This is a genomic window from Actinomadura chibensis NBRC 106107 (assembly GCF_001552135.1).
In the GTDB taxonomy this organism is placed as follows: domain Bacteria; phylum Actinomycetota; class Actinomycetes; order Streptosporangiales; family Streptosporangiaceae; genus Spirillospora; species Spirillospora chibensis.
Genome location: NZ_BCQP01000010.1, coordinates 322,266 through 334,871 on the forward strand (window position 1 = coordinate 322,266; position 12,606 = coordinate 334,871).

General features: G+C 73.7%; 11 protein-coding genes. 5 read left to right on the forward strand and 6 right to left on the reverse strand.

Annotation, left to right across the window (positions count from 1 at the left end; translation table 11 throughout):
* Positions 1-69 precede the first annotated feature (69 nt).
* The 3 genes from ACH01S_RS06115 to ACH01S_RS06125 all read right to left on the reverse strand — a co-directional run bounded on the left by ACH01S_RS06115 (position 70) and on the right by ACH01S_RS06125 (position 3,952).
* Positions 70-1,452 carry an RNA polymerase sigma factor gene (locus ACH01S_RS06115; protein ID WP_067886226.1) on the reverse strand — a complete coding sequence of 461 codons (1,383 nt, stop codon included), beginning with the start codon at positions 1,450-1,452 and terminating at the stop codon, positions 70-72.
* Positions 1,453-1,729: 277 nt separating this feature from the next.
* The gene (locus tag ACH01S_RS06120; protein ID WP_067886227.1) at positions 1,730-2,743 is read right to left on the reverse strand and encodes a cation diffusion facilitator family transporter; all 1,014 of its coding nucleotides are present in this window, start codon (positions 2,741-2,743) and stop codon (positions 1,730-1,732) included.
* A 42-nt stretch (positions 2,744-2,785) separates the two neighbouring features.
* A complete protein-coding gene (locus tag ACH01S_RS06125) occupies positions 2,786-3,952 on the reverse strand; it encodes an AMP-binding protein (protein WP_067886229.1) in 1,167 nt (388 codons plus the stop codon).
* Positions 3,953-4,078: 126 nt separating this feature from the next.
* Here ACH01S_RS06125 and ACH01S_RS06130 point away from each other — a divergent pair, with 126 nt between their 5' ends.
* The 3 genes from ACH01S_RS06130 to menD all read left to right on the forward strand — a co-directional run bounded on the left by ACH01S_RS06130 (position 4,079) and on the right by menD (position 7,724).
* Positions 4,079-4,978, forward strand: coding sequence for a 1,4-dihydroxy-2-naphthoyl-CoA synthase (locus tag ACH01S_RS06130; RefSeq protein ID WP_067886231.1), 900 nt, complete (start codon positions 4,079-4,081; stop codon positions 4,976-4,978).
* A gap of 87 nt (positions 4,979-5,065) precedes the next feature.
* Complete coding sequence (locus ACH01S_RS06135) at positions 5,066-6,019, forward strand: o-succinylbenzoate synthase (protein WP_083980374.1); 954 nt, start codon at positions 5,066-5,068, stop codon at positions 6,017-6,019.
* Positions 6,020-6,056: 37 nt separating this feature from the next.
* Positions 6,057-7,724 (forward strand): 2-succinyl-5-enolpyruvyl-6-hydroxy-3-cyclohexene-1-carboxylic-acid synthase, encoded by a 1,668-nt coding sequence (menD, locus tag ACH01S_RS06140; protein ID WP_067886233.1) that lies wholly within the window; start codon positions 6,057-6,059, stop codon positions 7,722-7,724.
* A gap of 107 nt (positions 7,725-7,831) precedes the next feature.
* On the opposite strand, the gene ACH01S_RS06145 is transcribed toward menD, so the two are convergent.
* Entirely contained in the window at positions 7,832-8,653 is an 822-nt protein-coding gene (locus ACH01S_RS06145) for a tyrosine-protein phosphatase (RefSeq protein ID WP_067886235.1), read from the reverse strand.
* Positions 8,654-8,889: 236 nt separating this feature from the next.
* On the opposite strand from ACH01S_RS06145, the gene ACH01S_RS06150 reads away from it, so the two are divergent.
* Both ACH01S_RS06150 and ACH01S_RS06155 read left to right on the forward strand, forming a co-directional pair.
* Positions 8,890-9,936: a fatty acid desaturase family protein gene (locus ACH01S_RS06150; RefSeq protein ID WP_067886237.1), complete on the forward strand. Its 1,047-nt coding sequence runs from the start codon at positions 8,890-8,892 to the stop codon at positions 9,934-9,936.
* 40 nt (positions 9,937-9,976) lie between these two features.
* Positions 9,977-10,792 carry an Fpg/Nei family DNA glycosylase gene (locus ACH01S_RS06155; protein ID WP_067886239.1) on the forward strand — a complete coding sequence of 272 codons (816 nt, stop codon included), beginning with the start codon at positions 9,977-9,979 and terminating at the stop codon, positions 10,790-10,792.
* A 3-nt stretch (positions 10,793-10,795) separates the two neighbouring features.
* Here the strand turns inward: ACH01S_RS06155 and ACH01S_RS06160 are convergent, their stop codons facing one another.
* Together ACH01S_RS06160 and ACH01S_RS06165 are read right to left on the reverse strand one after the other, a co-directional pair.
* Positions 10,796-12,070, reverse strand: a complete 1,275-nt coding sequence (locus tag ACH01S_RS06160; RefSeq protein ID WP_067886241.1) for a cation:proton antiporter — start codon at positions 12,068-12,070, stop codon at positions 10,796-10,798.
* Positions 12,071-12,076: 6 nt separating this feature from the next.
* The gene (locus ACH01S_RS06165; RefSeq protein WP_067886244.1) at positions 12,077-12,559 is read right to left on the reverse strand and encodes a cation:proton antiporter regulatory subunit; all 483 of its coding nucleotides are present in this window, start codon (positions 12,557-12,559) and stop codon (positions 12,077-12,079) included.
* Positions 12,560-12,606 lie beyond the last annotated feature (47 nt).

The window sequence follows — 12,606 nt, forward strand, 5'->3', positions numbered from 1 at the left end:
GATCGCGAACGGGAAGGCCCGCTGGACCGGTACCGGTCCAGCGGGCCTTTTCCGCGGGTGGTGCGCGTGTCAGACGGCGAAGTCGAGCAGCGGGCGCGCGTTGCTCGGGTGCCGCAGCTTCGACAGCGACTCCTTCTCCAGCTGCCGGATCCGCTCGCGGGTCAGCCCGAGCGCCTTGCCGATCTCGTCGAGGGTGCGGGGCGTCCCGTCGTACAGCCCGAACCGCATCGCCATGATCTTGGCCTCGCGCGGCGACAGGATGTCGAGGGTGCGGCGCAGCTGGTCGGCCATGAGCTGCCGGTCGACCAGCTCGGACGCCTCGGGGCAGTCGGTGTCCTCGATGAGGTCGCCGATGCGGGTCTCGCCGTCCTCGCCGATGGTGGAGTCCAGGCTGATCGGCTGGCGGCTGGTGCGAAGCAGCTCGCGGACCTGCTCGGGGCTCTTGTCGAGCTCGGCGGCCAGCTCCTCGGGGGTGGGCTCGCGGCCGAGGCGCTGGTGCATGTCGCGCTCGACGCGGCTGAGCTTGCTCAGCATCTCCAGCACGTGGACGGGCAGCCGGATCGTCCGCGCCGAGTCGGCGAACCCGCGCTGGATCGCCTGCCGGATCCACCACATCGCGTAGGTGGAGAACTTGTAGCCCTTGGAGTAGTCGAACTTCTCCACGGCGCGGATCAGGCCGAGGTTGCCCTCCTGGACGACGTCCAGCAGCGACAGGCCCCGGTCGGAGTACTTCTTGGCGACCGACACCACGAGCCTGAGGTTGGCCTCCAGCATGTGCGCCTTGGCGCGGCGGCCGTCGGCGGCGACCCATTCCAGGTCGGCGCGCACGGCGGGGGAGAGGTCGTCGTTTTCCAGCTTGTGCTCGGCGTACAGGCCGGCCTCGATGCGCTTGGCGAGGTCGACCTCCTGCTCGGCGGTGAGCAGCTGGCGGCGTCCGATGGCCTTGAGGTAGGTGTGGACGGAGTCGCCCATGGCGGTGGACTGGTCGTCCAGGTCGGCCCCGGCGTCGGCGTCTGCCACGGTGTCGGCGGCCTCGACCTCGGTGACCTCGAACCCGTCGTCGTCGGGGGACGCGGCGTCCTCGTCGCGGGCCCGCGCCGCGGCCTTCTTGGCCGTTTTGCCCGCGCTCTTGCGGGCCTTGGCGCTCTTGGCGTTCTTGGCGGGGGCGCGCCGGGCGGTGCCGGGCGTCGCCTGGGCGGTGTCGCCGCCGTCGTGCTCGGCGGCCGCGGCCATCTTGCGGACCGTGTCGGCCTCCCCGGCCAGGCTGATCCCGGCCTCGGACAGCTCGCGCAGGATGGAGCGGCCCTGTGCCGGGCTGAGTCCGGCCGATTCGAAGGCCCCCCGCACCTCGTCGAGCGAGAGGCGCCCTTGGGCGCGGCCACGCTTCAGGAGGTCGTCGAGCGCGGGGCTCGCCGACTCCGTGAGCGGGGTCTCTACGGCGCTTCGCGGCATGGGGACACCCCCCTCCCTTCGGTGGTGTGAGTGCGGCGCGGATTGTGTTCGCTCGTGGCGCACGCACTTAACGGAACGTCGCGGAGCCGGTCCGTTGTTCCCGGCGCCGGGGATCGGCGTCCCGCTGGGGATCGTGGAGGAGCGATCCAGTGGATCGTGGTGCCCGAGGCGGGGCGTTTCACACCGCCGTGCGCGCCGCGCCCCCGGACAGGACTCACCTTACTGCGTAAAGGCCCTGGGCGTTGGCGATTCTCCCAAGAGAACGTCCCAAGGGAACCTACGATTCCGAACGCCTGGGACGCGACGTCCGGCCGTACCGGGCGATGACGCGTTCGCGCAGTTCGGGGTCGTCGCGGGGGACGGGTTCGAGGAAGACCTCGTCGATCTCCTCGTGCGCGTCGCGCAGTTCATGGGCCATCCGGACGCAGGCGCGCTCGACGTCCCCGGCGGTGAGGGAGTCGCGGAAGTCCAGCCGGGCGCAGACGAGGACGCGGTCGGCGCCGAACGTCACGGTGACGATGTCGACGACCCAGTCGACCTCGGGCGCGGCGCCGAGCGCGGCGCGGACGTCGGCGACGAGCCGCGGGTCGGCCTGCGTGCCGATCAGCAGGTTGAGGTTGATCCGGCCGAGGACGAGCGCGACGGCGGTGAGCAGCACGCCGATGAGGAGCGATCCCACGGCGTCCCAGACGGGGGAGCCGGTGAGCTGGTGCAGGCCGAGCCCGCCGAAGGCGAGGACGAGGCCGATCAGGGCGGCGGAGTCCTCCAGCAGGACGCTGACGGAGGTCGGCTCGTCGGTGCGGCGGATGTGGGCGCGCAGCGGCAGGTCCTCGGCGCGGGCGGCGGCGCGGACCTGCCGGACGGCCTGCTGCCACGACGTCGCCTCCAGGACGAACGCGATGCCGAGGACGGCGTAGCCGACGACCGCGCCGCCCTCGTCGGCGGCCCGATGCCCGGCGAGGGTCTGGACGCCCTGGTAGAAGGAGAACAGCGCGCCCATCCCGAAGATGGCGACGGCGACGAGGAGCGTCCAGATGTAGCGCTCCTTGCCGTAGCCGAGGGGGTGGCGGCGGTCGGCGGGGCGGCCGCTGCGCCGCAGGCCGACCATGAGCAGGACCTCGTTGAAGGTGTCGGCGACCGAGTGCGCGGCCTCGGCGGCCAGGGACGCCGACCCGGTGATCAGCGCGGCGACGATCTTCGCGACGGCGATGCCGAGGTTGGCGGCGAGGGCGAGCGCGACGGTGAGGGAGCTCTCGTCGCGGGTCCCGTGGTCGGTCTCGTCCGGCGGCATTGTCGTGATCTCCCCGGGAGGCGGGGCCGCCATGCGCGCGGATCAGGGACGGGGGCCTCGCAGCCGGGCCCGGTCGGGCTTTCCGGAGGCGAGCAGCGGGATGGCGTCGACGAGTTCCAGCTCGCGGGGCGCGGCGTGGGCGGGCATGGTCTCGCGGACGAGGGCGCGCAGTTCGGGCAGGCCGGGGCGGTCGGCCGCGGCGGGCACGACGACGGCGGTGACGCGTTCGCCCCAGTCGGGGTCGGGGCGTCCGACGACGACGACGTCGCGGACGCCGGGGTGCCGGGCGAGCGCGGCGGCGACCTCGCCGGCGACGACCTTCTCGCCGCCGGTGTTGATCACGTCGTCGACGCGGCCGCGGACGCGGAGCAGGCCGTCCTCCAGGGCGCCGAGGTCCTGGGTGACGAACCAGTCGCCGTCGCGGGCGGCGGCGGTCTGGTCGGGGCGCAGCCGGTAGCGGGTGAACAGGGACGGCCCGGCGAGGCGGATGCGGCCGTCCGGGGCGAGGCCCGCGCGCATGCCGGGCAGGGGCGTCCCGTCGTAGACGCAGCCGCCGCAGGTCTCGCTCATGCCGTAGGTGGTGTGGACGCGGGCGCCGCGGTCGCGGGCCTCGGCGAGCAGGGCGGGCGCTGCGGCGGCGCCGCCGAGGACGATGGCGCCGAGCCTGGCGAGGTCGGTTCCGGCGTCCAGGAGGCGGCGCAGCTGGGTGGGGACGAGGGACACGTGCGTGCCGGGGGGCGCGGCGGCGACGGCGGCGGGGTCGAAGCGCGGCGCGATGATCGGTTCGGTTCCGGCGACGAGGGCGCGGACGAGGACCTGGACGCCGGAGATGTGGCTGGTCGGGACGCAGCACAGCCACCGGTCGCCGGGCGCGGCGCCGATGCGTTCGAGGGTGCCGGCGGCGGAGTGGCGCAGCGCGGCGGCGGACAGTTCGGCGATCTTGGGGGTGCCGGTGGAGCCGGACGTGGCGATCAGCACGGCGGTGCCGTCCGCGACGGGGACGTGCCCGGCGGAGGGCGCGAAGGGACGCAGCCCTTCCGCTGTCTCGACGGCGTCCGGCGCGAGGGCGTCCAGCAGGGCCCGGAGGGCGGGCTCGGGCGTCGCCGGGGAGATCGGGCAGATCGCGGGCCCGCCGTCGAGCGCGGCCGCGAGGGCGCGCAGCAGCCGCGGGCCGGGCGGCAGGACGGCGGCGTGCAGTGGACGATCCATGGCGCCATCAGCGTAGACGACCCCGCTGAACGCGTTCAAACGGGGAGGCGGTTGAATGGACGCGAGCGCCGCCGCCCCCGGGCCGGGCGCGGGCCGCCCGGCCGGATCGCCGACGGAGAGGAAGCCATGGTCTCGGAGCTGTTCGACGCGGACGCGTGGAAAGAGGTCGAGGGGTTCGGGTTCACCGACATCACCTACCACCGCGCGGTGGACCACGGGACGGTCCGGGTGGCGTTCAACCGTCCGGAGGTGCGCAACGCGTTCCGCCCGCACACGGTGGACGAGCTGTACCGGGCGCTGGACCACGCGCGGATGTCCAGCGACGTCGGGTGCGTCCTGCTGACGGGCAACGGCCCGTCGCCGCGCGACGGCGGCTGGGCGTTCTGCTCCGGCGGGGACCAGCGCATCCGCGGCAAGGACGGCTACAAGTACGCCGACGGCGACACCTCCGACACGATCGACCCGGCGCGGGCGGGGCGGCTGCACATCCTGGAGGTGCAGCGGCTGATCCGGTTCATGGGCAAGGTCGTGATCTGCGTGGTGCCGGGCTGGGCGGCGGGCGGCGGGCACAGCCTGCACGTGGTGTGCGACCTGACGCTGGCGAGCCGGGAGCACGCGCGGTTCAAGCAGACCGACGCGGACGTGGCGAGCTTCGACGGCGGGTTCGGGTCGGCGTACCTGGCGCGGCAGGTCGGGCAGAAGTTCGCCCGGGAGATCTTCTTCCTGGGCGACGCCTACGACGCGGAGGCGGCGCACCGGATGGGGATGGTGAACGCGGTCGTCCCGCACGCGGAGCTGGAGGCGACGGCGCTGGAGTGGGCGCGGAAGGTCAACGGGAAGAGCCCGACGGCGCAGCGGATGCTGAAGTACGCGTTCAACCTGATCGACGACGGGCTCGTCGGGCAGCAGGTGTTCGCGGGTGAGGCGACGCGCCTCGCCTACGGCACCGACGAGGCGGCCGAGGGCCGGGACTCCTTCCTGGAGAAGCGCGCCCCCGACTGGTCGCGTTACCCGTGGTACTACTAGGGGTCTAACGCACGGTGTGATCTGGAATGCCGTGATGGTGACGTGATGGCCGCGTGATTCGGCGGGCGAGGTCTGGGGGTCTGGCGGGTGCGGGTGTACTCCATCCCGATGCGGACGCGGTTCCGCGGAGTGACGCGGCGGGACGGCGTGCTCGTGCGCGGCCCGGCCGGGTGGGGGGAGTTCTCGCCGTTCGCCGAGTACGGCCCGGCGGAGTGCGCGCGGTGGCTGGCCGCGGCGCGGGAGGCGGCGTTCGAGGGCTGGCCGGCGCCGGTCCGCGACCGGGTGCCGGTGAACGCGACGATCCCGGCGGTGGGCCCGGAGCGGGCGTTCGAGCTGGCCAAGGAGTCGGGGTGCCGGACGGCGAAGGTGAAGGTGGCCGAGCGGGGCCAGTCCGACGCCGACGACCTGGCGCGGGTGGAGGCGGTGCGTGACGCGCTCGGCCCGGACGGCCTGGTCCGGGTCGACGCGAACGGGGCGTGGGACGTCGACCACGCGGCCCGGATGATCCGGTCGCTGGACCGGTGGGGCCTTGAGTACGTGGAGCAGCCGTGCGCGACGCTCGCCGAGCTCGCGGCGGTGCGGCGGCGGGTGGACGTGCCGGTCGCGGCGGACGAGTCGATCCGCCGCGCCGAGGACCCGCTGAAGGTGCGGGCCGCGGAGGCGGCCGACGTGGCGGTGCTGAAGGTGCAGCCGCTCGGCGGGGTCGCGGCGGCGCTGCGGGTGGCGGAGGCGTGCGGGCTGCCGGTGGTGGTGTCGAGCGCGGTGGAGACGTCGGTGGGCCTCGCGGCCGGGGTGGCGCTGGCGGCCGCGCTGCCGGAACTGCCGTACGCGTGCGGGCTGGGGACGCTGTCGCTGCTGGCGGGCGACGTGGCCGCCGATCCGCTGTGGCCGGTGGCGGGCGAGATCGCGGTGCGGCGCCCCGAGGTGGACGAGGCGTCCCTCGCCCGCTGGGAGGCGCCCGACGCGGCCGGGTGGCGGGCCAGGGCGCTGGCGGCGCAGGAGCATCTGGACGGCCCGGACGTGATCGGGGCGGCCCCGTGACCGCGGCGCGGCGGGCGTCCTCGAAGGGCGGGACGCCGTGAACCCGGCGACCGCGCTGGCCGCCGTCCTGGTGGACGAGCTGCTGCGGTGCGGGATGACCGACGCGGTGCTGGCGCCGGGGTCGCGGTCGGCGCCGCTGGCGCTGGCCCTGCACGCGGCGGAGGAGGCGGGGCGGCTGCGGCTGCACGTCCGGATCGACGAGCGGTCGGCGTCGTTCCTCGGGCTCGGGCTGGCGAAGCGGTCGGGGCGCCCGGTGGCGCTGGTGTGCACGTCGGGGACGGCGGCGGCGAACTTCCACCCGGCGGTGGTGGAGGCGCACGAGTCGGGCGTCCCGCTGGTGGTGGTGACGGCGGACCGTCCGCCCGAATTGCGGGACACGGGCGCGAACCAGACGATCGACCAGGTGAAGCTGTACGGGACGGCGGTGCGGTGGTCCACCGAGGTGGGCGTGCCGGAGAACCGTCCGGGGATGGTGGCGTACTGGCGGTCGCTGGTGAGCCGGGCGTGGGGGCTGGCGCAGGCGCCGGCGGCGGGCCCGGTGCATCTGAACGCGGCGTTCCGCGAGCCGCTGATCCCGGACGGGGACGAGTCGTGGTGCGAGCCGCTCGACGGCGACGCGACCGGCGCGTGGACGAAGGTGCGGGCGGCGACGCCGGGGTCGGTGCTGCACGTCCCGCCGACCCGCAGGGGCGTGCTGGTGGTGGGGGACGGGGCGTCCAACGTCAAGCGGTACGTGGCGGCGGCGTCGATGGCGGGGTGGCCGGTGCTGGCGGAGCCGAACGGCAACGCCCGCTACGGCGACCACGCGCTGTCCTCGCACCACTTCCTGCTGGGGGTGGGGGAGTTCGTGGAGCGGCACCGCCCGGAGGTGGTGGTGACGCTGGGGAAGCCGGGGCTGTCGCGTCCGCTGCTGTCGCTGCTGCGGCGGGCGGAGGAGCACATCGTCCTGTCGCCGGACCTGGCCCGCTGGCCGGACCCGGTGCGGTCGGCGACGCAGGTCGCGCAGGAGGTCGAGATCCCGGTGGTGTCCGGGGACGACGCGTGGCTGAAGTCGTGGCGGACCGCCGACCTCGCCGCCGCGGCGGCCGTGGACGAGGTCCTCGACGCAGCACCCGGGGTGAGCGAGCCGCGGCTGGCCCGCGACCTGGTGGCGGGGCTGCCGGGCGGGTCGCTGCTGTTCACGGCGGCGAGCATGCCGATCCGCGACCTGGACCAGGTGATGCGCCCGCGGCGCGGGATCCGGGTCATGGCGAACCGGGGCGCGAGCGGCATCGACGGGCTGGTGTCCACGGCGATCGGCGCGGCGCTGGCGCACAGCGGGCGGTCGTACGCGCTGCTGGGCGACCTGGCGTTCCTGCACGACCAGAACGGGCTGATCATCGGGCCGCGGGACGAGCGTCCCGACCTCGCGATCGTGGTGGTGAACAACCAGGGCGGGGGGATCTTCTCGCTGCTGCCGCAGGCGGCGCTGGCGGGCCCGTTCGAGCGGGTCTTCGGCACGCCGCACCAGGTGGACCTGGCGGGGGTGGCGGCGGCGCACGGCGTCCCGTACCGGCGGCTGGACGCGCCGGGCGACCTGCCGAAGGCGATCGCGGGGGAGGGCCTGCGGATCGTGGAGGCCCGCACCGACAGGGAGGCGAACGCGGCCCTGCACGGCGAGATGCGTAAGGCGGCCCACGCCGCCGTCCGAGCCGTCCTGTCCTGAGCCTCAAGCGCTACGACTCCGGCTCCACTATTTCAGCCTTCAACTTACAACGTAAAGGCGCCGGGCTGGATGCCTCACCTCACCCCTCAAACACAAAGAACAATCAGCTAGCTGAGAAGACGAGCGCGGAGGGCGTCGGTGTCGTCGGGCGTCCAGCCGTGGCCGGACAGCCAGCCGGTCGTGCCGCCGAACTCCTCGTCCACGCGGGTGAGGAGCTTGTCCATGACGGCCGGGTCGAGGCGGTGGGCGTCCGGGGGACGGGAGTTCAGGTCGTCGGCATAGGTGTCGCTGGCGCGCAGCCGCTCGACGACGGCGTCGATGCGCTCGCCGCTGAGGGCGTAGTCGGTGACGATCGCCTCGCGGGTGACGCCCGCGACGTCGAGGGCGAGGGCGCAGACGACGCCGGTGCGGTCCTTGCCCGCGGCGCAGTGGACGAGCGCGGCGCCGTCGGTGCGGGTCATCACGCGGAGGGCGGCGACGATGGAGTCGCCGCGGTCGGCGAGGTAGCCGAGGTAGAGGCCGATCGTGCGGTCCTGTTCGGGGGCGTCGTCCGGGCCGCCGGGCCGGTCCTGCCAGGGCAGCGCCTTGTCGGCGTCCGGGGCGGCGGGCTCGGGCGGGGGGACGGCGGCGGCGTCGGTGTGGCGTCCGCGTTCGGGGAACAGCGACAGCTGGTGGACGGTCACCGACGGCACCCGGGTCAGCGGCCCGGGTCCTTCGAGTTCGACCTCGGCGTCGCTCCGCAGGTCGATGACGTTCTTCAGCTCGTAGTCGTCGAGGAGGACGCGGACGTCGGCGACGGTGAGGTCCTGGAGGTTGTCGGAGCGGAGCACCCGGGCGCGGCGTGTGAGGTGTCCGTCGGTGGTGGGGAGGCCGCCCAGGTCGCGGGCGTTGGCGGCGCCGTGCAGGTCGATCCACCGGGTGTCGTCCATGAATTGTGACCCTATATGGCCGTCGTGTGCGGTCTTTCGCGCAGGGTCCGGTTCACCTGGGGACGTGCGGTGGTACGGCGCGGCGGGGGTGGTGGTCCGGGGGAGCGAGGCGGGGTGGGGGTGACCGGGACCTGGGAGCCAGTCCGGGGATGGCTCCGCAGCGTGGAGACTGCCCGGTCTCACGCTCCGTAGTTTTTCGGGCAGTCGCTTTCCCTGTTCCGCGAGATGGAGGCTTCATGCCCGCGACCCTGTACGCTCCGCCCGCCCCACCCGTCCCGCCTGTGCCGGGGAGGGCGCCGGGGAGCGACTTCGCTCCGCTGGCGCGGCGGGTCCGCGAGAGCGGCCTGCTGGACCGGCGGCGCGGCTACTACGCGCGGGCGATCGGGCTGAACCTGGCGGCGACGGCGGCGGTGTGGGCGGCGGTCGCGTGGGCGGGGGACGGGTGGTGGACGGTCCTGCTGGGCGTGCCGCTGGCGGTGCTGGCGGCGCGGACGGCGTACCTCGGCCATGACGCGGGGCACCGGCAGATCGCGCGGAGCGCCCGCGCGAACCGGGTGCTTGGCCTGGTGCTGGGGAATCTGCTGCTGGGGATGGGGCACGGCTGGTGGAGCGACAAGCACAACCGGCATCACGCGAACCCGAACCATGTCGGGAAGGACCCGGACGTGGGGGAGGGCGTCCTGGCGTGGACGCAGGAGCAGGCCGGGCGGCAGCGGGGGGTGCTGCGGTGGGTGGCGCGGCATCAGGCGGCGCTGTTCTTCCCGCTGCTGACGCTGGAGGGGCTGAACCTGAAGGTGGGGAGCCTGCTGTTTCTGCGGGGGCGGTCGCGGCGTGATCAGGTGGTGGAGGGCGGGTTGCTGCTCGCTCACGCGGCGGGGTATCTGGGGCTGGCGTTCGCGTTGCTGCCGCCGGCGCAGGCGGTGGTGTTGATGGTGGTGCAGCACGCGCTGTTCGGTGTGCATCTGGGGGCGGTGTTCGCGCCGAACCACAAGGGGATGGCGATGCCGGCGCCGGGGGAGAAGTGGGATCATCTGCGGCGGCAGGTGCTGACGTCGCGGAACGTGCGGGGCGGCGCGGTGGTGGATTGGCTGATGGGCGGGTTGAACTACCAGATCGAGCACCATCTGTTCCCGGGGGTGCCGAGGTGCAGTCTGCGGCGGTTGCGTCCGCTGGTGCGGGAGCATTGCGCGGCGGTGGGCGTGCCGTACGCGGAGACGGGTCTGGTGGCGTCGTACCGGTTGGCGCTGGGACACATGCGTGAGGTGGGGGAGCCGTTGCGGTAGGGGGCCGCGCGGGGGTGGGGCCGGGGGTTATGCTCCGGCCATGCCGGAGGGACATACCGTTCATCGTCTGGCCGCCGAGCATCAGCGGATGTTCGGCGGCCGCCGTGTGGGGGCGTCGAGTCCGCAGGGTCGTTTCGCGGAGGGCGCGGCGCGGTTGGACGGGCGGGTGCTGGTGGACGCGGACGCGCATGGGAAGCATCTGCTGCTGGGGTTCGATGATGATCGGACGTTGCACGTCCATCTGGGGATCTACGGCAAGTACGTGTTCGGGGAGGGTGCGGCGCCGGCGCCGGTGGGGGCGGTGCGGTTGCGGCTGGTCGGCGGGTCGGGGTGGGCGGATCTGCGGGGTCCGAACGCGTGCGAGCTGCTGGAGCCGGGGGATGTGAAGGTGCTGCGTGACCGGTTGGGTCCTGATCCGTTGCGGGCGGACGGTGATCCGGAGGTGGCGTGGCGGCGGGTGGGGCGGTCGCGGACGCCGGTCGCGGTGTTGTTGATGGATCAGTCGGTGGTGGCGGGTCCGGGGAACATCTACCGGGCTGAGGTGCTGTTCCGGCAGGGGGTCGATCCGCGGTTGCCGGGGCGTGGGTTGTCGCGGGGGCGGTGGCAGGGGATCTGGGACGATCTGGCGGTGTTGATGGCGGCGGGTGTGCGGGCGGGGCGGATCGACACGGTGCGTCCTGAACACATGCCGGAGGCGATGGGGCGTCCGCCGCGGGTGGACGGTCATGGCGGTGAGGTGTACGTGTACCGGCGTGCGGGGTTGCCGTGCCTGGTGTGCGGGTCGGTGGTGGCGACGGTGGAGTTGGCGGGGCGGAACCTGTTCTGGTGTCCGGGGTGCCAGGCCTCGGAGGTGTAGGGGTCAGGCGGGTTCGGCGGCGTCGTGGTGCCCGGGGGTGGTGTCGGGTGCGGGCCGGGCGGTGGGGAGGGGGACGTCGTCGTCGGTCTGCGGGGCGGGTCGTGTGGCGTTTCGGCGTGCGGCGCGGCGGGTGCGCAGGCGTGCGGCGAGGGGTTCGGCGCCGCGGGCGAGGACGGGTCCGGCGACGGCGAGGATGAGGACGTAGGCGGCGGCGAGGGGCCCGAGGCGGGGGTTGGTGCCGGCGGTGACGGCGAGTCCGGCGATGACGATGTTGAATTCGCCGCGGGGGACGAGGGCGGTTCCGGCGCGGAGGCGTCCGGTGGGGGCGATTCCGGCGCGGCGTGCGGCGATCCAGCCGGTGGTGAGTTTGGTGAGGATTCCGGCGGTGGCGAGGAGCGCGGCGACGGCGAGGACGGGTGGGAGGTCGCCGGGGTCGGTGTGGAGTCCGAAGAAGACGAAGAAGACGGCGGCGAACAGGTCGCGGAGGGGGGTGAGGAGTTTCTGGGCGGTGTGGGCGAGGCTGCCGGACAGGGCGATGCCGACGAGGAAGGCGCCGACGGCGGCGGACACCTGGAGTTGTTGGGCGATGCCGGCGACGAGGAGGGTGAGGCCGAGGACTTTGAGGAGGAGGACCTCTTCGCTGGGTGAGGCGACGAACCGTTCGACGAGGGCGCCGTGGCGGAGGGCGATGTAGAGGATCGCGGTGATGGTGGCGGCGGCGATGGCGAGTGCGGCGGCGCCGCCGAGGAGTCCGGCTCCGGCGAGGAGGGCGGTGAGGATGGGGAGGTAGGCGGCCATGGTGAGGTCTTCGAACACGAGGATCGACAGGACGGCGGGTGTTTCGCGGTTGCCGAGCCAGCCGAGGTCGCCGATGACTTTGGCGGTGATGCCGGAGGAGGTGACGTAGGTGACGCCGGCCATGGCGACGGCGGCGACGGGTCCCCAGCCGAGGAGGAGCGCGGCGGCGGCGCCGGGGGCGGCGTTGAGGGCGAGGTCGGCGAGGCCGACGGGGGCGGAGGTGCGCAGGGTGCCGACGAGTTCGTCGGCGGTGTATTCGAGGCCGAGGGTGAAAAGGAGCAGGATGACGCCGACTTCGGCGCCGATGGAGACGAAGTCTTCGCTGGTGGTGAGGGGGAGGATGCCGCCGGAGCCGAAGGCGAGGCCGGCGATGAGGTAGAGGGGGATGGGGGAGATGGAGAAGCGGACGGACACGGCGCCGAGGAGGCCGAGGGCGAGGATGATGGCGCCGAGTTCGATGAGTTGGACGGCTGATTCCATGCGGGGTCAGCCGTGGGCGAGGATGTCGGCGACGGCGGTGGTGCCTTCGCCGGTGCCGACGACGACGATGGTGTCGCCCGCGGTGAAGACGAAGTCGGGGCGGGGGCTGGCGATGACCTGTCCGCCGCGGACGACGGCGACGATGGAGGCGCCGGTGCGGGTGCGGGAGCGGGTGTCGGCGAGGGGCCGTCCGTCGTAGGGGGATCCGGCGGCGATGGGGATCTGTTCGGTGACGAGTCCTTCGACCTGGCGGTGGAGTTCGGCGAGGTGTTGGAGGACGCGTCCGGTGCCGAGGAGTTCGGCGATGGCGTTGGCCTCTTCGGCGGTGAGGGCGACGGTGGCGATGCAGCTGTCGGGGTCGTCGCGGTCGTAGATGACGAGGTCGCGGCGTCCGGTGCGGTGGGAGATGACGCCGATCTGGCGGCCTCGTCCGGTGGTGATGACGTGCTGCAGGCCGATGCCGGGCAGGGCGGTCCGTTCGACGTCCACGGTGCTGGGGTCCTCCGTTGGTGCTGGTGGGTCGTGGTCGACCGTAC

What these genes read in the sequence shown, in the direction of transcription:
- ACH01S_RS06130 (WP_067886231.1), top strand. Translation starts at nt 4,079, where the DNA reads ATGGTCTCGGAGCTGTTCGACGCGGACGCGTGGAAAGAGGTCGAGGGG.
- ACH01S_RS06115 (WP_067886226.1), bottom strand. Translation starts at nt 1,452, where the DNA reads ATGCCGCGAAGCGCCGTAGAGACCCCGCTCACGGAGTCGGCGAGCCCC.
- ACH01S_RS06155 (WP_067886239.1), top strand. Translation starts at nt 9,977, where the DNA reads ATGCCGGAGGGACATACCGTTCATCGTCTGGCCGCCGAGCATCAGCGG.
- ACH01S_RS06160 (WP_067886241.1), bottom strand. Translation starts at nt 12,070, where the DNA reads ATGGAATCAGCCGTCCAACTCATCGAACTCGGCGCCATCATCCTCGCC.
- ACH01S_RS06125 (WP_067886229.1), bottom strand. Translation starts at nt 3,952, where the DNA reads ATGGATCGTCCACTGCACGCCGCCGTCCTGCCGCCCGGCCCGCGGCTG.
- ACH01S_RS06120 (WP_067886227.1), bottom strand. Translation starts at nt 2,743, where the DNA reads ATGCCGCCGGACGAGACCGACCACGGGACCCGCGACGAGAGCTCCCTC.
- ACH01S_RS06145 (WP_067886235.1), bottom strand. Translation starts at nt 8,653, where the DNA reads ATGGACGACACCCGGTGGATCGACCTGCACGGCGCCGCCAACGCCCGC.
- ACH01S_RS06150 (WP_067886237.1), top strand. Translation starts at nt 8,890, where the DNA reads ATGCCCGCGACCCTGTACGCTCCGCCCGCCCCACCCGTCCCGCCTGTG.